This window comes from Streptomyces sp. SM1, assembly GCF_002910825.1.
Lineage (GTDB): Bacteria > Actinomycetota > Actinomycetes > Streptomycetales > Streptomycetaceae > Streptomyces > Streptomyces okerensis.
Genome location: NZ_NEUB01000860.1, coordinates 1 through 17,603, shown reverse-complemented (window position 1 = coordinate 17,603; position 17,603 = coordinate 1). Strand labels below are relative to the sequence as shown.

Annotated in this window: 13 protein-coding genes and 2 pseudogenes; 7 read left to right on the top strand and 8 right to left on the bottom strand. The window is 70.8% G+C overall.

From position 1 onward, the window contains the following. Positions 1-179 precede the first annotated feature (179 nt). From B9S61_RS28415 to B9S61_RS28405, 3 genes are all read left to right on the top strand, one after another. Positions 180-596: a DUF6153 family protein gene (locus tag B9S61_RS28415; RefSeq protein ID WP_181007583.1), complete on the top strand. Its 417-nt coding sequence runs from the start codon at positions 180-182 to the stop codon at positions 594-596. A gap of 102 nt (positions 597-698) precedes the next feature. Further along, positions 699-1,343 (top strand): DUF305 domain-containing protein, encoded by a 645-nt coding sequence (locus B9S61_RS28410; RefSeq protein WP_103544794.1) that lies wholly within the window; start codon positions 699-701, stop codon positions 1,341-1,343. 140 nt (positions 1,344-1,483) lie between these two features. After that, a complete protein-coding gene (locus B9S61_RS28405; RefSeq protein ID WP_103544793.1) occupies positions 1,484-4,264 on the top strand; it encodes a SpoIIE family protein phosphatase/ATP-binding protein in 2,781 nt (926 codons plus the stop codon). An 89-nt stretch (positions 4,265-4,353) separates the two neighbouring features. Here the strand turns inward: B9S61_RS28405 and B9S61_RS28400 are convergent, their stop codons facing one another. From B9S61_RS28400 to B9S61_RS28380, 4 genes and pseudogenes are all read right to left on the bottom strand, one after another. Beyond that, entirely contained in the window at positions 4,354-5,232 is an 879-nt protein-coding gene (locus tag B9S61_RS28400; protein ID WP_258039899.1) for an ABC transporter substrate-binding protein, read from the bottom strand. Positions 5,233-5,956: 724 nt separating this feature from the next. Beyond that, positions 5,957-6,133, bottom strand: a pseudogene (locus tag B9S61_RS28390) (alcohol dehydrogenase); the annotation flags it as partial. A gap of 399 nt (positions 6,134-6,532) precedes the next feature. Beyond that, positions 6,533-7,237 (bottom strand): restriction endonuclease, encoded by a 705-nt coding sequence (locus B9S61_RS28385; protein ID WP_103544804.1) that lies wholly within the window; start codon positions 7,235-7,237, stop codon positions 6,533-6,535. 248 nt (positions 7,238-7,485) lie between these two features. After that, entirely contained in the window at positions 7,486-8,112 is a 627-nt protein-coding gene (locus tag B9S61_RS28380; protein ID WP_103544790.1) for a TetR/AcrR family transcriptional regulator, read from the bottom strand. A gap of 105 nt (positions 8,113-8,217) precedes the next feature. Between B9S61_RS28380 and B9S61_RS28375 the strand changes: the two genes are divergently transcribed. Continuing rightward, the gene (locus tag B9S61_RS28375) at positions 8,218-9,270 is read left to right on the top strand and encodes an aldo/keto reductase (RefSeq protein WP_103544789.1); all 1,053 of its coding nucleotides are present in this window, start codon (positions 8,218-8,220) and stop codon (positions 9,268-9,270) included. Positions 9,271-9,305: 35 nt separating this feature from the next. Here the strand turns inward: B9S61_RS28375 and B9S61_RS28370 are convergent, their stop codons facing one another. Both B9S61_RS28370 and B9S61_RS28360 read right to left on the bottom strand, forming a co-directional pair. Continuing rightward, the gene (locus B9S61_RS28370) at positions 9,306-10,127 is read right to left on the bottom strand and encodes a S9 family peptidase (protein ID WP_181007582.1); all 822 of its coding nucleotides are present in this window, start codon (positions 10,125-10,127) and stop codon (positions 9,306-9,308) included. Between the two features lie 150 nt (positions 10,128-10,277). Further along, positions 10,278-10,901 (bottom strand): TetR/AcrR family transcriptional regulator, encoded by a 624-nt coding sequence (locus tag B9S61_RS28360; RefSeq protein WP_103544786.1) that lies wholly within the window; start codon positions 10,899-10,901, stop codon positions 10,278-10,280. A gap of 91 nt (positions 10,902-10,992) precedes the next feature. On the opposite strand from B9S61_RS28360, the gene B9S61_RS28355 reads away from it, so the two are divergent. Further along, on the top strand, positions 10,993-12,435 hold the full coding sequence (locus B9S61_RS28355; protein ID WP_181007581.1) for an amidase: 1,443 nt from the start codon (positions 10,993-10,995) through the stop codon (positions 12,433-12,435). A 142-nt stretch (positions 12,436-12,577) separates the two neighbouring features. Here the strand turns inward: B9S61_RS28355 and B9S61_RS28350 are convergent, their stop codons facing one another. Next, entirely contained in the window at positions 12,578-12,958 is a 381-nt protein-coding gene (locus tag B9S61_RS28350; protein ID WP_103544785.1) for a MerR family transcriptional regulator, read from the bottom strand. Positions 12,959-13,346: 388 nt separating this feature from the next. Between B9S61_RS28350 and B9S61_RS28345 the strand changes: the two are divergent. Beyond that, positions 13,347-14,275: pseudogene (locus B9S61_RS28345) on the top strand (alpha/beta hydrolase family protein). Positions 14,276-14,608: 333 nt separating this feature from the next. Beyond that, complete coding sequence (locus B9S61_RS28340) at positions 14,609-15,208, top strand: hypothetical protein (protein WP_103544802.1); 600 nt, start codon at positions 14,609-14,611, stop codon at positions 15,206-15,208. A 125-nt stretch (positions 15,209-15,333) separates the two neighbouring features. Here B9S61_RS28340 and B9S61_RS28335 read toward each other — a convergent pair. Then, the coding region (locus tag B9S61_RS28335; protein WP_258039898.1) for a lantibiotic dehydratase family protein at positions 15,334-17,603 on the bottom strand (2,270 nt) is incomplete at its 5' end.

The window sequence follows — 17,603 nt, the reverse complement described above, 5'->3', positions numbered from 1 at the left end:
CCAGTCATGACACCTCCAGAAGATCTCCGCGCCGTGGTCAGCGCCATGGACACCGAGTTCGACACCGGCTTGATCACCCTGACGACCGCCATGGCTCGACCAGCTGTGGCGCGCCTCGATTTCCTCTTGCGCACCTCTCGCCCTGCATGCAGCGAGTCCGCTTCCGTAACATGAGGGACGTGACAGCCCGTAGGCAACTCCGCCGTACGCGATCGTCCTTCGGACGGTGGCGTGCGCTGTTGCTGCTCGGGCTGCTCGCCGGTCTGCTCGGCATGCACGCCCTCGGGCCTGCCGACGCGGGCGCGACAAGCAGCCATTCGCCACATCACTCCGCCGCCGTCACGACACACGCGGGTATGGGGACGGCCGACGAGTTCATCTGTCACGGCGCCGACAGCAGCGGCGGACACACACAGCACGCCGATGCCACCTGCGCGTCCGGGGCGGTCGGCGCGGGTCCGGTTCTGCCCCCGCTGATGCCCGACCCCGTCGATCCGGCCCCATCCGCCGATCACCTGCCCGGCGCCTTCACCGCCACACCCTGGAACGGGCGGGCCCCACCCACCCTGGCCGAACTGCAACTCCTGCGCATCTAGGGCAAGGCCGAGCCGTGCCCACCCCACCAGGGCGGATACGGCGCTCAGCCGTGTCCCGCGCCGATCGGCGCGCCCACCTTCGTACCTCGCAGGAGTACACCCATGACCAGCACCCGTTCCCTCGTCCGCCGTGCCGCCCTGGGCGTCACGGCTGTGACCGCCACCCTCGTCCTCGCCGCCTGCGGCAACGGCGACGCCTCCTCCGACAACGGATCCGGCACAAAGACATCCGCCCCGGCGAGCGCCGAGGAGTCCGCCGGCGCCCACAACGACCAGGACGTCGACTTCGCGCAGGGCATGATCCCGCACCACCAGCAGGCCGTCCAGATGGCACAGATGGCCCAGAGCCGGGCGTCCTCCGCCGAAGTCAAGGATCTCGCTTCCCGGATCAAGAAGGCCCAGGCCCCGGAGATCGAGACCATGTCCGGGTGGCTGAAGGCATGGGGTGAGGACGTGCCCTCCAGCATGCCCGGGATGGACCACGGTGGGCACGGTGACGACGGCTCCTCCGACATGCCCGGAATGATGGGCACCGAGGACATGGACCAGCTCATGGAGGCCTCCGGCCATGACTTCGACACCATGTTCCTGACCATGATGATCGAGCACCATGAGGGCGCCGTGGACATGGCCGCCACCGAGAAGGACAAGGGCCGGCGCGGGCCGGCCAAGACCCTGGCCGACGACATCATCACCGCGCAGACCGTCGAGATCGAGGAGATGAACGAACTCCTCGACAAGAGCTGACGCTCCGCGGCGGGCGACGGGGCGGATTCCCTGTTCCGTCGCCCACTTCCCCAGGCGGGCAAAAGTCCTGCTCATCGCGGTGTCGCCCGGCGGGTCCGTCCTGAGCCGCGCGCACCGGGCCGGTCACTGATACTGGGGAGATGGGCAAGCTTCGGCCATACGCCCCGGTGAGCCGACGGGACGACCGAGCGCCGCCGAAGGTCGGACCACCGGAAGCCGGCCCGGGGGCACGTCACCGTTCGGCCGGCCGGCGCGCCCTGTCCCTGCTGAAGCCGCGCAGCGTCGCCGGTCAGGTCTTCCTGCTGCAGCTGGCGGTCGTCCTGGTGCTCATCGCCACGGCCGTGGTGGTGCTCGTGATCCAGGACCGCAACACCGCGATCCAAGAGGCCGGCGACCGGTCACTGGTGGCGGCCGAGTCGTTCGCCCAGGCGCCGGGCACCGCGGAGGCGATGCAGAGGGATGATCCGACCGCGGCCCTTCAGCCCCATGCCGAGGCAGTTCGCAAGAAGACCGGCGTCGACTACGTCGTCGCGCTGAGCCCATACGGCTTCCGTTGGACCCACCCGGACCCGGACCAGATCGGGGAGCACGTCTCCGCTTCCTACGGCGAGGCGCTCGAAGGTGAGCCCCACCAGACCACGTTCGACAGCAGTCTGGGCAAGGCGGTCGACTCCACGGTGGCGGTCTTCGACGAGGAGGGGACCGCGGTCGGCCTCGTCACCGTGGGGGTCACGGTGGACAAGGTGACCAGTGTGGTGCAGCACCAACTGCCGGTGATCTTCACCGCCGGCGGTGTCGCGCTGCTGCTGGCCGCGGGCGGGTCGGCACTGGTCAGCGGGCGGTTGCGGCGGCAGACCCGCGGTCTGTTGCCGGTGGAGATGACCCGCATGTACGAGCATCACGACGCGGTGCTGCACGCGGTGCGTGAAGGCGTGATCATTCTGGACGGTGCCGGAAGGCTGCTGCTGGTCAACGACGAGGCGCGTCGACTGCTCGCACTGCCGCCGGAGGCCGAGGGCAGGCCGGTCACCGCGCTCGGGCTGAGCCCGGCCCTGGCCGGACTGCTGGAATCGGGCCAGGCTGTCACGGACAAGGTCCTCCTCGCCGGGGATCTCCTGCTCGCGGTCAACCTTCGACCGGTGGGCCCGAAGGGGGGTGTCGTCGCCACCCTCCGGGACACCACGGAACTGCGCGCCCTCGCGGGCCGAGCGGAGGTGGCGGGCGGGCGCCTGCAACTGCTCTACGAGGCCAGCACGCGGATCGGTACCACTCTCGACATGAAGCGCACCGCCGAGGAGCTGACCGAGGTGGCGGTCCCGCGCTTCGCCGACTTCGCCACCGTCGAGTTGGTCGAACCCGTGCTGCATGGTGATGAACCCACGGGGACGCGTTCGGCGATGTGCCGCATCGCAGCCGCGGGCATCCGGGAGGAGGTGCCCCTCGACCCCGTCGGAACGCCTTTGCGCTACGTGCCCGACACTCCCGTGTCCGTCGGTATGACCACCGGCCGGCCGGTCCTGGTGCCGCACCTCGCCATGGCCGACGAATGGCGCGCCCAAGACCCGGAGCAGACCCGCAAGGTCATCGAATACGGAATCCATTCCATGATCTCAGTACCGCTCCAGGCTCGAGGCCAACTGCTGGGCGTCGTGGAGTTCTGGCGTTCGGAGCAGGAGCCCTTCGAGTCGGACGACCTGTTCCCCGCCGAGGAACTCGCCGCCAGGGCGGCCGTATGCATCGACAACGCGCGCCGCTACACCCGCGAGCACACCACGGCCGTCACCCTCCAGCGCAGCCTGCTGCCCGGCACATTCCCCGACCTGTCCGCCTTGGAGGTCGGGCACCGCTATCTTCCCGCCCAGGCGGGCGTGGGCGGCGACTGGTACGACGTCATCCCGCTGCCGGGGGCGCGGGTGGCCCTGGTGGTCGGCGACGTCGTCGGGCACGGGCTGCACGCCGCCGCGACGATGGGCCGCCTGAGAACCGCGGTGCACAACTTCGCCGCCCTGGACCTGCCCCCGGAGGAGCTCCTCGCGCACCTGGACGACCTGATCACCCGGATCGACCAGGACGCGGCAGCCGAGGGGAACACCGAGGCCGTCACCGGTGCCACCTGCCTCTACGCCGTCTATGATCCGGTGTCCGGACGGTGCGTTGTCGGCCGGGCCGGTCATCCCGGTCCGGCGCTGGTCACACCGGACGGCTCCGTGACCTTCCCCGACATCCCCGTCGCCCCGCCACTCGGCGTGGGCGGAGGTCTGCCGGTCGAGACGGCCGAACTGCGGCTGCCCGCCGACAGCCGACTGGTCCTCTACACCGACGGGCTGATCGAGGCCCGAGGCCGTGACATCGACGTCGGGCTCGGCATGCTGAGGGAGGCACTGGCCCATACGGAGGGCGCCACCCCGGAGGACACCTGCCGGACCGTGCTCCACACGATGCTGCGCACCAGGTCGAGTGACGACATCGCCCTGCTCGTCGCACGCACCCGGCTGCTCGACCCGGAGCAGGTCGGGGAGTGGGAGGTGCCCGACGACCCCGCCGCCGTCTCCCGGATCCGCGCCGAGGCCACCGACAGGCTGGAGTCCTGGGGGCTCGGCGAGTCCGCCTTCACGACCGAGCTGATCCTCAGCGAACTGGTCACCAACGCCATCCGTTACGGAGCGAGCCCCATCAGCCTGCGCCTGCTGCGCGACAAGGAAAGCCTGATCTGCGAGGTCAGCGACGGCACCAGCACCTCCCCGCACCTGCGCCGCGCGGCCATCACCGACGAGGGAGGCCGTGGCCTGTTCCTCGTGGCGCAGCTGTCGCGCCGCTGGGGCACCCGGTACACCGACAGAGGCAAGATCATCTGGGCTGAGCAGGCGCTGGACGCCGGTGCCGCCGGGGACCTGAGCGGCTTCCTGATGGCGGACCTGTGAGGGGGACGGGGGCGGACGCGGGACCGTCGCTCATCCTCGTGAGGGGCGCGCGTTCGGCGCGTTCGGCGCGTTCGGCGCGTTCAGCCCGTTCAGGAGCCGTCGTCGACTGTGAGGTACGGGATCTTGACCGGATCCTGGCCGAAGGCGGCCCCGAGGTAGACGGCCGACAGTTTGGTGAGCGTTCCGTCATCGATCAGCTGCCTGATGATTCGGTCCAGTTCCTCTCTGTCGGGTGACCCCTTCGGGTACAGGGCGCCGTAACTCTGGCCGGTCCTGTACTGGCCCACGAGACGCACACCGTCCTCCATCTGCTGGGGATACGCCAGCAGGATCGTCGTGTCGTGGACGACCGCGTCGATCCGCCCCTCCTCCAGCGCCGTGACCATCTCGGGGTCGTTGGCGAACGCCGTCACCGGCTTGGTCGGCTTGATGCGGTTCTCAACGAACTTCTCGCCCGTGGTGCCCTCGGCCACTCCGACGCGGACGTCGCGGATGTTGTCCTCGTTGATCTCCTCACCGTCCCTGATCAGCAGTCCCAGGGTGGAGGAGAGGTAGGGCGGGGAGAACTCGGCGACCTCGCTCCGTTCCGGGGTGATCGTGATCTGCGCCAGGGCCAGGTCGAAGTCCTTGGTCCGGCCGGACACGACCTCCGGGAAGGGGACGTTCTGCACGTTCACCCGGTCGAGTCCGGCCCGGTAGGCGATATTGGCCGCCATACAGTACTCGTAGCCGCTCGTGACGGAGTCCGGCGTGTCACCGTTCCACCAGCCGGGCGCAGGCAGGGTCGTCTTGACCGTGAGGGCGTTCGCGGTCTTGGGTGACAGGTCGAACTCCCCGTACTCTCCGGAGACCGAGCAGTCACCGTTCTGGACGTTCGACGACTCCGACCCACTCTGGTCGCAAGCCGGAACCGCGGCGATGAGCGCCACGCTGACAGCCCTGGAGACCATCGCTGCCGCGGCGCGCATCATTGCACCTCCGGTAGGTACATACTCCTGGAGTCACCATAAATCACCACGAACCATACGGCTGCTGGAACCATGCCCGCTCACCTCGTCAGCGCTGCCCCCTGGGTTCGTGAGGTCGCCGGCCGGTGACCGCGGACACACCGTGGTCCGCCACCGCATCAACATGCCCGGCCAGCTCTGCTGCGGCCGCGATGATCTGGCAAACCAAGGTGTCTGACGCCGTCCCGGTTCTGGCACGCACTTCGACCAAGGCGTGCCGGATCGCCGGGGAGCCTTTGCCGGTACGGGCCGTCCCGGCGGGTGGGGCTGTCGTCCATGGTGTCGTCGTGGATGGGACCGCGCGCGTCTGGAGGGCGAGGGGCGGTGGGTACCGGCCGGGATGGTGCCCGTGATCGCCCGGGCCTTGGCCGCGGGATCGGCGGCTTTGAGGGAGAGCTTTCCCGGCTGCGCCAACGACTCGCCGTCCGGCAGCAGTTGACATCGGTCCGCGTGCGTCATCGTCGCCACCGGGTTCGTCGGCATGCCTCGGACCACCGCCACGACGCCGTGCCGGTGCGGTCTGTCTCGGTAGGTCTCGAGGATGCGCAGCCACACCTCGGTGATCATCCGGAACGCGGGCACGGCGTGCCTCACGTCCGTCCTGCCCGGTCCGGCTCGGCCGGGGAGGACGGCCACGCTTGCCGGCCCGAGGGACTGCCGCGGTGCGCGGCCGTCGAGGGCCGGGTCAGCCGGTGGTGAGGACCATGCGGAAGCGTGCGGCGCCGGAGAGCATCTTCCGGTAGGCCGCGTCGGCCTCGTTCAGCGGAACGGCCTCCACGATGGGCCGGATACCGTGCAGCACGCTGAACTCCATGGTTTCCCGCACGTCCTGCGCGGTGCCGGAAGGGTGGCCGCGCACCGTCGGTCGACGGCCTGAGGCAGGGGCGAGCTGGCGGTCATCGGGGCGTCGCCCGACCCGATGGGCATCAGCCCGCTCCAGCTGATCCTCCGCTGTGGCAGATGCCGCACGCGTCGGCGGGCGACATCCTCGCCGTCGTTCGGGCTGGACACCTGGTTGCGGACTGCCTCGATGAGCTGCCAGAACTGCTGTTCGTTCATGTCGGCAGAGCATGCCACCCGGTTCTGACATCGGGACCGCCGTCCGTACCGGGCCCGGCGAAGCCCTCGGACACCACGGCGCGGCCCGTCTCCCCACCGCGGGAGCCGCGTCCTGGCGATATGACCATTCCGGCCGACGACATCGTGGACGCGGAGCTCGCAGGCGTAGTACCCGCTCGCAGGCCCGTACAAACCCACCCTTTCAGCTCAGAGGGGTTGGACGACGCGGGGGCGGAACCGCTCGCAGCAGTTCCCAGAGTGGACTCGAGCCCGACGCCCATACGGCCAGCGTCTGGCGGTCGACGACGTGCAGCCGCTGCTGCCTGGCGAACGTCACCGCGGGACCGGTCACCCGGCCGTTCGTGACGATCACCGCGACGTCCGCCCCGTGCACCTGCCGGGCCGTGCCGTTGAGCACCTGCAGATCAGGCGTCCCCACCGCCGAACCCTGAGCGCCGTTGCGGCGGTGCTTGCACTGGATCACCCAGCGCCGCCCGAACGGATCGGTGGCCTTCACATCCGCGCCCAGGTCCCCGCGGCCCCCGACCCGCTGTGCGTCCCGGCAGCCGTCGCGCTGCATCAGCTCCCGCACCGCGTCCTCGAACCGCGTGTGGTGCAGTGCGTCCAGCTGAGGAAGCCCGTAGCGCAGGCCCTGCGCCCGCACCACCTCCCACCGCGTCCGCTGCTGCCGGTTGTACAGCCAACCCGCACCGGCCAGCACGGCGAGCACCAGGACCACGACGAGGACCCACCAGTGCGCCAGCAGCCAGTTGACCGCCATCACCACCAGGCCGACGACAGCGGCCGCCACCACGGCGAGGACGAGCAGCTGCGCGTCCCGCTGCTGCTGCCGCCGGCTCGGCCGCCTCGTACGCCGCCGCGTCGGCGGCCGCCGCCGCCGGGTCACCGCACCCACCGGATCGGATACTGCACCGTGGACTTCGGCCGCAGGATTCCACCCTCCCCGGCTGTGGCCCCCACCCCGAAGATCATCGGGCCCTGTCCGGCACCCGGAACCCGGAGCGAATAGCCTCGAACCAGTGTCCCGCCCGAGCGCGCATACGGCCGTACCCAAGGCATGCAAGCCTCCCCCTCGTCACAACTTCCCGCACAACAGCACATGCTGACAGAAGCCACTGACAATGCGTCAGGACATCAGCACTCGGAGCGATCAATGAGGTAAGCCCCCGCACGTGCCGCGGCCACGGCGGCTTCGGCGGCCTGGTCCGCGGCGGCCTCGTCGAGGTGGCCGCTGCCGGTCAGCAGGCGGTAGTAGAGGGGGGCGGAGACGGCGCGGATCACCTCGTGGGCATCGGTACCCTCGGGCACCTCGCCCCGGTCGATGGCCTGTTGGACGCAGGGTGCCCACTCCTCGACGCGGATGTCGTAGAAGCGGTGCAGGGCCTGGGCCGTCTTCGCCTCACAGGTGGCCGCAGCGATCACCGCCTTGAACAGCGCTCCTTGCCGCGGGTCGGCCAGGGTGCGCTGCACGAGCCGGGCGTTGGCCTTGAGGTCACCGAGCAGCGATCCGGTCTCGGTACGTGGCAGTGACTGCTCGGCCATGTCCAGCAGCAGATCGGCCACCAGGCCGGTCACCGTTCCCCAGCGGCGGTAGACGGTGGTCTTGCCCACCTCGGCGCGGCGGGCGATGTCGGCGAGGTCCAGGTGGGCGAAGCCGTGTTCCGCCAGGGCGTCCCCCGCCGCCCGCAGCACCGACGCCCGCACCCGCGCCGTGCGCCCACCAGGACGGACGGTCCCCGGATCCGCACCCTCAAACGCCATAACGGGACTCCAGTTTCGTTAACTACTCGCGCCTGCTACGTTGGGACTCATACTAACGGAACTGCAGAACCATTAGCCAGCTCGAGCAACGAGAGAGGAACAGCCATGGAATACAGGCGGCTGGGCGCATCCGGCCTCAAGGTCCCCGCACTGAGCTTCGGCGCCGGCACCTTCGGCGGCCAGGGGCCGCTGTTCGGCGCCTGGGGCAACACCGACGCCCAAGAGGCACGCCGTCTCGTGGACATCTGCCTCGACGCCGGGATCACGATGTTCGACACCGCCGACGTCTACTCCGACGGGGCCTCCGAGAAGGTGCTGGGCGAGGCGGTCAAAGGCCGCAGGGACCGGGTGATCGTGTCCACCAAGACCGGCCTGCCGATGGGCGACGGCCCGGGCGACGCGGGCTCCTCCCGTTCGCGCCTGATCACCGCGTGCGAGGACGCCCTGCGCCGGCTCGGCACCGACTACATCGACCTGTTCCAACTGCACGCCTTCGACGCCGGCACGCCGATCGAGGAAGTCCTGTCCGCACTCGACGATCTCGTACGAGCCGGGAAGGTCCGCTACCTCGGCATCTCCAACTTCTCCGGCTGGCAGGCGATGAAGTCCCTCGCGAACGCCGAGAGAAACGGCCACCCGCGCTATGTCGCCCATCAGGTCTACTACTCCCTCATCGGCCGCGACTACGAATGGGAGCTGATGCCCCTCGGACTCGACCAGGGACTCGGAGCCCTCGTCTGGAGCCCGCTCGGCTGGGGACGCCTCACCGGCAAAGTCCGCCGCGGCCAGTCACTTCCGGCCAACAGCCGCCTCCACCGCACCGCGGACTACGGCCCGCCGGTCGAGGACGAACACCTCTACCGCGTGGTCGACGCCCTCGACGAGATCGCGCGGGAGACCGGCAGGAGCATTCCGCAGATCGCCATCAACTGGCTGCTGCAGCGGCCGACCGTCTCCTCCGTCATCATCGGCGCCCGCGACGAGAACCAGCTCCGCCAGAACCTCGGCGCCGTCGGCTGGACGCTCACGCCCGACCAGACGGCGAGACTCGACGCGGCCAGCGGCAGGACAGCGCCCTACCCGTACTTCCCCTACCAGCGCCAGGAAGGCTTCGCCCGCCTCAACCCACCGCTTGTCACACCTCCGCGTGCGGCATGACATCGGCGCCGGGTGCGGCTGTTGCGGGCCGGGGGCTACTTCATGTGGGTGGCGAACCAGTCCAGCATTTCCTTGGGCTCGCGCTGGAAGTGCAGGTAGCCGTCCCAGCGGGCGGTGGTTCCGTGGACCCAGACGAGTTCCTTGTCTTCGGCCGGGATGTTGTCGAACATCGCCTGGACGTCGTCGGGGCGAGTCATCAGGTCGTCGCGGACCTGGTAGAGGAAGGTGGGGATGGTGACGCTCCTGGCGGCCTCGACCGGCGACATCTCCGAGAACGGGAAGCTGACGATCAGGCGGACCTTTTCCTCCAGCTCCGCGATGCGCTCAGGCAGACCCAGCATCTCCAGAGTGCGCTGCACGGTGACGCCGACCGACAGCGGCTGCGGGGAAACGATGCAGCGCACGCCTTCGAACTGCTCGGGGTGCCTCTGCATGGCGAACATGGTCGCGTTCGAACCCTGGCAACGGCTGAACAGGTCGATGGTCATGTCCTTGAGGTCCTCGCGGGCGCGCACGTACTGCAGAGAGCCGACGACATCGCGAGCCTCGAAGCGGCCGCCGCTGCCGATGCCGCCGTTGCCGGTTCCGCTGTGGCCGAGGTTGCGCATGTCGTAGGTGAGGACGTTGTATCCGGCCTCGTGCAGGATGCGGTAGTCGGGCACGAAGTCGACCTCGAAGTCGTTGCCGGTACTTGCCCCGATCGACTTCCAGGGCTCCAGGTGGGCGGGGAATCCGTAGCGGTTGAACCACAGGGGATGGTTGGCGATGATCAGCTTGTCCGATCCCTCGCAGGGGATGTACCAGGCTTCCAGCGACAGACCGTCCATGGAGGGGAAGGACACCTCCTGCGGCGTCACCGGAGGTGTTCCAGGGACGGCCGGCGGGCTGATGACAGCCGCGGTGACGGCGTCACGCATGATGGCTGACAGGTGGTCGTCGACCGCCGCGCGGGTGCGGATCGGGGCACCGGCGACACGGTAGGCGCGAGGCGATGAGTGCCCTGAGTGTCAGCGGCGGGCGGCGCCGAGGCGTTCCCAGAGGCCGGCCAGATGCGCGTGCAGGACTTCCTCGGCTTCTTCTGCGGTCAAGTGGCCCAGAAGTACATGGGTGGTGAGGCCGTCGGCGAGGGCGAGGAGGGTGCGAGCCTCGTGCTGCGGGTCGGGCGGCGTAGCGCCTTCGTCGGCCGAGCCGCTCCCGATGGCCTCCGTGACGAGGCGGGCGAGGAGGTTCTGGAGGGCCGCGTAGCTGGTTCTCAGCGGGCCGGCGAGTGGCTCGCTGACAGCGGCCTGGGCGACGAACGCGAGCCAGATCCGCGCTTCGGCGCGGTGTTCTTCGCGGAGCAGGGCAATCTCGTCGGCCGCGTGACCCAGGGCGGTGGCGGCCGACTGGGCCGGGCTCGCGGCCAGTCGGGCCCTCACGCGTTCGGTGACGCGGTCGCCGACGTACTCGACGGCGAAGAGGAGCATCTCCCCCTTGCTGCGGAAGCAGCGCTGAACGGCGCCCAGTGAGACCTGCGCGCGGGCGGCGACGTCGCGCATGCTCACTCCCTCCGGACCGTGTTCGTCGGCGAGGAGGCAGACGGCCTCGGCGATCCGGCGGCGTCGGCTCTCGTAGTCCACCTGTTTGGGCATGCCCGTTCAGCCTCCTTATTCCAATACGATCGTATCGCTTTCGGGTTAGGGTGCGGAACCAAGCACTTCGGCAATGCGGGAGGGGAACACGATGATCGGGCAGAACGCCCTGTGGGCAAGGACGGCCGCCGCCCAGGCGGAGGCGGTCAGAGACGGAGAGGTTTCGGCGGTCGAACTGGTCGACAGCCACCTGGAACGCATTGCCGAGATCAACCCGCAGCTCAACGCGGTCACGCAGTTGCTGGCTGAGCGAGCTCGCAAGGCCGCGGCACACACGGACCGGCAGCGAGCAGCGGGCGGAGAACTCGGGCCGCTGGCCGGCGTGCCGTTCACGGTGAAGGAGACCACCGCTGTAGAAGGCGTGCCGACCACACTCGGAACGGCACGCTTCCGGGACTTGGTGGCTCCGGCCGACGCACCCCCGGTGGCCCGGCTCCGCGCGGCGGGTGCCATACCGATCGGCCACAGCAACATACCCACCCTGGTCCTGGCCGGGATGCACACCCGCAGCGAGTTGTTCGGCGACACCGTCAACCCGTGGTGCCGGAGCCGGACCCCGGGCGGCAGCAGCGGCGGTGACGGAGTGGCCGTCGCCACCGGCATGGCCGCGCTCGGACTCGGCAACGATTCCGGCGGATCCGTACGGATCCCGGCCTCGTTCTGCGGCGTGACGGGGCTGAAGCCGACCACCGGGCGGTTCCCCGCCGACCACCGTGTCCTCGGCCCGGACGACCCGGGGCCGGCCTCACAGATGCTCGTCACCGACGGGCCCCTGGCCCGCACCGTCGCCGACCTGCGGCTGGCATACGAGGCGCTGGCCGGGACCGATCCGCGGGACCCGCGGGCCGTACCCGTGCCTCTTTACGGCGATCCGTTGCCGGGGCCGGTCAAGGTCGCGCTTGTCGCCGACCCCGGCGGCCACGGCGTCCACCCCGCGGTCCGCGGGGCCCTCGCGGCGGCAGCGGACGCGTTGCGCGACGCAGGCTACGGCGTCCAGGAGTTGGAGGACGTTCCGCGGCTGGGCGAGGCACTCGAGGCCTACGGCCGGATCACCGTGACCGAATTCGCGCCGACCTGGCCGGTAGTGCGGAAGCTGCTCGGCGAAGGTGGCGACCGCTACATCCGGATGGCCATGGAGAAGACCCCGCCCGCGAGCGCCGCAGAGCTCACGAGGCTCATGGGGACCTGGCTCGGCATCCGCCGCTCCTGGGCGGAGTTCCTCGACGCATACCCGCTGCTGCTCGGACCGGTGTTCACCGAGCCGCCCGTGGAGCCGGGCCTGGAATCACGCGATGAAGCGGGACGGGAACGGGTCGCCGGGGGCATGCGCCTGTGCACGGTGACCAGTTTCGTGGGCGTGCCCGCGGTCGCCGTACCGACCGGAGCGGGCGGCGGACTGCCGTCCGGCGTGCAGATCATCGGGCGCGCGTTCCGGGAAGACCTGTGCCTGGCCGCCGCCCAGGAGATCGAGGACCGCCTCGGCGTGCTCACGCCGATCGACCCACGCCCCGAAGCTTCGGCTGCCGCGCGGTAGGCCGGAGCTGCGACAGCGGGCAGGAGACGGCCGCCGGGGGCCGACGAGCACGCGGGGGAGGCAGCATCCGTGCCACGCCACGCTGCTCACGGGCCCCTCCGCGGTCGCGGTACCGGCGAACGTTCTCCTTCCGGCGGAGTTTCTACGCGGTCGCGTCCCGTGGGCAGGGGGCGCCGGTGCGCATGTTGGACGAGGCACCGTCGATGACGGAGTCGAGCCTGTCCCGGGTACGGATGAGATCCGCGATGCGCCGGTCGAGGTGGTCGCGTTCCGCGGCCAGGCGCCGGAGGAGTTCAGGGGTGGCCGCGCCGTCGATGACGCAGGGCGTCAGCTCGGCGATGGCCTTGCTGCTCAGTCCGGCGGCGTACAGCTGACGGATGAGGTGGATCCGGTCGACGGCGGTTTCCGCGTAGTGGCGCTGACCGCTGCCGCTGCGCTCAGCGGTCAGCAGGTTCTGTTCCTCGTAGTACCGCAGGGCCCGGGTGGTGACGCCCGTACGGCGGGCGAGCTCCCCGATCCGCATTCACGCCCCTTCCTGCATGTTCGCGTCACACGCGCTTGCCCTTTACGCCGACGTCAAGTTTTACCGTAGCCCAGGCGCCCGTCAGTGGGCGAACGATCCAGTTGGCTCCCGTATCGGGACGAGTCGGACGACGAACGGAGTGTCCATGAGTGAGGACACCGCTCGATGTCGACGAGGCCGGCGCCTCCTCAACTGGCGACGGTCACGTGCGCCGTGGTCTCGGCGGCGCCGGCTCCCGCGGCGCGTTCGGCGGCGGACAGGGGGCGCCCGCGCCTTCGTCGACCATGCCCTGCTCGACGAGCGCGGCCGGGACGAGTTCGGCCACCTCAGTGCCGGACGCCTCTTCCGCCTCCCCCGGCCCGTTGACTCCTGAAAGGCAGACACACGCATGACCACGCACCACATCACCGGCCCCGCCCCCACTGCGACGGTATCCGTCAGGCCGCTCGTGCTGAGCTCACCGCAGCGCGGCGAGGACCTGCACGTCCGCATCACCGCGCCCATCACGGGCACGAGCCTGCCCGTCGTGCTCTTCGCCCACGGCTTCGGCTCGAACCTGGACGGCTACGCTCCGCTGGTCGACCACTGGGCATCCGGCGGCTTCGTCGTCCTCCAGGCCACCCACCTGGACTCCGAGCGACTCGACCTCTCAGCCGACGACCCTCGCGGCCCCGGATGTGGCGTTACCGGGTGCAGGACATGCGGCGCATCCTCGACGAGCTCACCACCTTGGAGACGAGCGTGCCGGGCCTGGCGGGTCGCATCGACCACAGCCGCGTCGTCGCGGCCGGGCACTCCTTCGGCGGCCAGACCGCCGGCATCCTGGTGGGCCTGCGCGTGACGGACCCGCAGACCGGTGCCGCCGAGGACCTGTCCGATTCCCGCGTCATGGCCAGCATCCAGCTGGCCACCGCGGGCAGGGGCGGCGACGAGCTGACCCCCTTCGCCCACGACAACCTTCCCTGGCTGCGCGATCAGGACTTCTCCCACATCACCGCCCCCGGCCTCGTCGTCGCCGGAGACAAGGACGACCTTCCGCTCTCCACCCGGGGCCCTGCCTGGACGGCCGACCCCTATGCCCTCAGCCGCGGCAACAAGAGCCTCCTGACCGTCCGCGGCGGCGGGCACTTCCTCGGCGGCATCTCCGGCTACCTGGCAGCGGAGACCACCGACGAGAACCCCGACCGTGTCACCCTCGTCCAGCAGGTCACCCTCGCCTACCTGCGCCACGTCACCGGCGTCGACCTCATCGACTGGAGAAACGCCCAGACGGTTCTCACGGGCGGCCACCCGCTGGGACACCTCGAATCCAAGTGACCCCGCCACCCCGGCCGCGAGTTCTGCTCGCACCCAGGGGAAGCGGCGGCGTTCTCGGCCCGGCGCATCCGACGACGGGGAGTTCGGCGGGAGGCTGGTTCCGGTCAGGCAGCGTGCTCGTCCGCGGGCTGGGGACCGCGGGGGCCGGGCAGAGCCAGGCAGTTTGCCACAGCGCTTCGAGCTGGGCCCGAGTGCTGGATAGCTTCGCGAACAGCACCTGCCCCCCGGTTGTGCGACCACGGAGCGGGCTGCGGAGACATACCGGATTGGTGCGGGGCCGCGGGGGCACGTGCACCCCCAGGGCGCGTCGGGTACGGAGGAGAGGTGGTCGCCATGGCCGAACAGTCGGTGTCGGCGGCGGTGCGAGGGGCTGGAACCGGGGACCGCGAGGACGCCCGGACGCCACCGCTGCGTCCCGGCGAGTACGCGCCGGCCGACTACGCGGCAGTCGTGAAGCGCGCCGCCCGGGAGGCCGGAGTGCACCCCCTGCTCGTGATGACGGTGCTCCACAACGAGGCGTACAAGCCCCACCATCCCCTGCTGGAGCGGCTGTGGCAGTGGTGGAAACCTGGGGCGTCCTTCGGCGTGGCCAACATGCACCGGGCGACGTTCGAGCGGGTCCGGCGGACGCACGGCCTGCCGGGGCGGTGGCAGGACCTGCGCGACAACCCCGGGTTCGCCATCCGCGCGGCTGCCCTGCACCTGAGGGACCTCGACCGGAGCCTCCCGGGACGGCACGTGCGCCGGTACACCCGCGACGAACTCCTTGCCCTCGGATACAACACGGGTGAGCGCAACATGCGCGCCTTCGCCCGGGGCGTCCCGCCGGGTCCGATGGCACGGTCGTACCTGCGTCGTTTCCGCGTCCACCGGGAACGCGCCGCCGAAGCCCTGGCCGACGTCGGCGAGCCGCGCGACGCGGTCACCGGTTAGCGTGTCCGCGGGCCGGTGGCGTCGGTGGTCGGCGGGGGCGGCGGTCCCGTCTCCGTGCTCGGGACGCACCGCCCGCTCCTGGCGACCCGGCCGGCGTGCTCCCGCACGCCGGGAAGCGGCCGCGGTCAGCCTGTTTCCGTGTCGAACGCGACGAAGCGCAGTTCCGAGGTGTAGCGGCGTCCCTCGTCGTCGCGGAGCCAGGTCTGCTCCGGGGTGGGCAGCATCTCTGTGATCGTGACCGTGCCCTGTGGGTCCCGGCGGGCCAGACGGCGCAGTGCCTTGGCGAGAATGGTGACGTAGACGGGGCTGTCGAAGTCGACGTAGAACGGCCGGGACTCGGTCGGCGAGACGACGAAGGCGTAGCGGGGCAGGCCGAGGCGGGTGCGCCAGCGGCGGGCGCGGACGAAGCGGCGGGCCTCGTCCTTGTCGTCGGCGAAGTCGGCTTCGGCCGCGGGCAGTCGCCAGGTCTCCCGGGCCACCACCAGCCGGTCCAGGGTGACGCGCGGGGTGTGGTCGTCCTGCGGGAGGAGTCGGAAGAGGTCCATCGACAGGGTGGTCAGGACGTGCGAGAAGACATCCGTCACCGGGAACCTCGCGCCGTCCGGCAGCCGGACGACGAGGTCGTCCCCGTCCTCCTCCACGACCGCGTCGGCGCTGCGCACGGCCCGGGGGCGGGTGGGGTCGGCTGTGAAGTCGGTGAGGGCGACCTGGTAGTCCTCGGGCCGTATCAGCGTGTGCCGGACCCGGGTGGACAGGCGTGCGCGGTGCTCCTTGGGGAGCAGCGGCAGCAGGCGCGGGCCGGGCTGGTCCCGGTCGGTGAGACGGATCAGTTCGCCGACGTCGGGGTGCTGGTGGGTGAAGAGGGAGGCGCCCAGTGTGTTGGCGGCCAGGTGGAGTTCGCCGAGAACGAGGGTGAAGTCGCCGCGGGCCACCGCTTCGGCGCCGTCGGCGGCGATCATGATGTCCGGGCTGAGGTAGCGGGCCGCCGTCCAGCCGCCGGACCCCGGGAACTCGTCCCGCACCGCTGCCTCGACGTCCGCGGAGCGGACTTCGACGCGCCGGGTGCCGGCGGGGACCGCGAGGATGCGCCGCCAGAGGGCGGCGAACTCCTCCTGGAGTTCGCCCGCGGTGGCGCGTACGGGGCCGTGCAGCACCGGCAGGCACGCGAACCAGAAGGTGGCCAGGTCGACCGTGCCCTCGGCGGCGAGGCGTTCGTACACCGGGCGCATGCCGGTCCGCAGCGCGGTGGCGAGCCGTGAGGTGAGCCATCCGGTGCTGTCCATCAGCAGCCGGAGCGGGCGCAGCGCCTGAAGCACCTCGGGGCCGAGGCCGGCCGTCGCGGACCGGCGCGCGTCGTGGTACACGAGCGCACGGCACGGCGCGGTCGACGCGGACTTCTCCCGTACGGCGGCGGTGTCGGTCAGTTCGGTGAAGTCCTGTTCGAGGTCGGCCATGGCGCCGGCCAGCGCGTCCACGCCGCGTGCGGCCGCCACCGCGGCTCGGCCCTCCTCCAGCCGGTCCAGCGCGGCGATCCCCCGGCGGCGCGGCCCGGGCGCGTCGACGGTCTCCAGCCAGGCCCGCAGGTCCCGGTCCGGGTGAGTGCCCGCAGGTACCTCCAGGCGCCAGGTCACCCAGCGGCGGGCGACCAGGTCGGCGAGTACGGCGGGCACGTCGTGGTCCGGGAGGGCGGCGGTGATCGCCCGCGCCGGGCGGACGCCATCGCAGAGGGCGAGGACGGCCGCGGTCTCGGCGGGGACAGCCACCGGCCTTCTGCCGGGCATGCGGACCCGGTCGCCGTCCACCGTGACGAAGGGCACCCGGCGGGGAGCGATCCACTCCCGCAGGTCGGGGTCGGCGTCCAGCGTCCTGGCGAGCGCGTCGATGCCCCAGCTCGCCCAGTAGACGGTGGACTCGGCGACCAGTCCGGATCCCGTGCCGAGGGCGATCCCGGACGTCGCGGCGTCCCAGCGGCCCCAGCCGACGGGACCGAAGAAGCCGATGGTGTCGTTCTTCACGCAGAACCGCTGCCAGTAGTGGGCGACCAGTTCCTCGCGCTGGCGGGGCATGCTGCTGCGCTTGTCCACACCCGGCGTCCAGCGCAGGAACGGCGCGATGCCCGAGGCGAGCACCGGACGGTTCTGCCAGGCCACGGCTTCGCGGAAGGACGGCGTGCGGGCGATGTCCTGGAGGGTGTGCGCGCTCTCCACGGCGGCGTCGGCGAAGAGGCGGGAGAAATCCGCCCACCGGGCGCCGTCGAGGGGGGCGTCCACCTCGAACTTGTCGGCGGCCTCGGCCAGTCCGGGCGGGGCCAGCCGTAGCACCCCGTCGGCCGGGAAGCCGGGGCCGCGCAGTGCGAACTGCTCCCACAGGCGCCAGCGGCCGAGGGACGGCGGGA

Bases quoted from the DNA above. Each gene is read 5' to 3' on its own strand.
- B9S61_RS28340 (WP_103544802.1), top strand. From the start codon at position 14,609: ATGGCCGAACAGTCGGTGTCGGCGGCGGTGCGAGGGGCTGGAACCGGG.
- B9S61_RS28355 (WP_181007581.1), top strand. From the start codon at position 10,993: ATGATCGGGCAGAACGCCCTGTGGGCAAGGACGGCCGCCGCCCAGGCG.
- B9S61_RS28375 (WP_103544789.1), top strand. From the start codon at position 8,218: ATGGAATACAGGCGGCTGGGCGCATCCGGCCTCAAGGTCCCCGCACTG.
- B9S61_RS28380 (WP_103544790.1), bottom strand. From the start codon at position 8,112: ATGGCGTTTGAGGGTGCGGATCCGGGGACCGTCCGTCCTGGTGGGCGC.
- B9S61_RS28400 (WP_258039899.1), bottom strand. From the start codon at position 5,232: ATGCGCGCCGCGGCAGCGATGGTCTCCAGGGCTGTCAGCGTGGCGCTC.
- B9S61_RS28410 (WP_103544794.1), top strand. From the start codon at position 699: ATGACCAGCACCCGTTCCCTCGTCCGCCGTGCCGCCCTGGGCGTCACG.
- B9S61_RS28360 (WP_103544786.1), bottom strand. From the start codon at position 10,901: ATGCCCAAACAGGTGGACTACGAGAGCCGACGCCGCCGGATCGCCGAG.
- B9S61_RS28350 (WP_103544785.1), bottom strand. From the start codon at position 12,958: ATGCGGATCGGGGAGCTCGCCCGCCGTACGGGCGTCACCACCCGGGCC.
- B9S61_RS28405 (WP_103544793.1), top strand. From the start codon at position 1,484: ATGGGCAAGCTTCGGCCATACGCCCCGGTGAGCCGACGGGACGACCGA.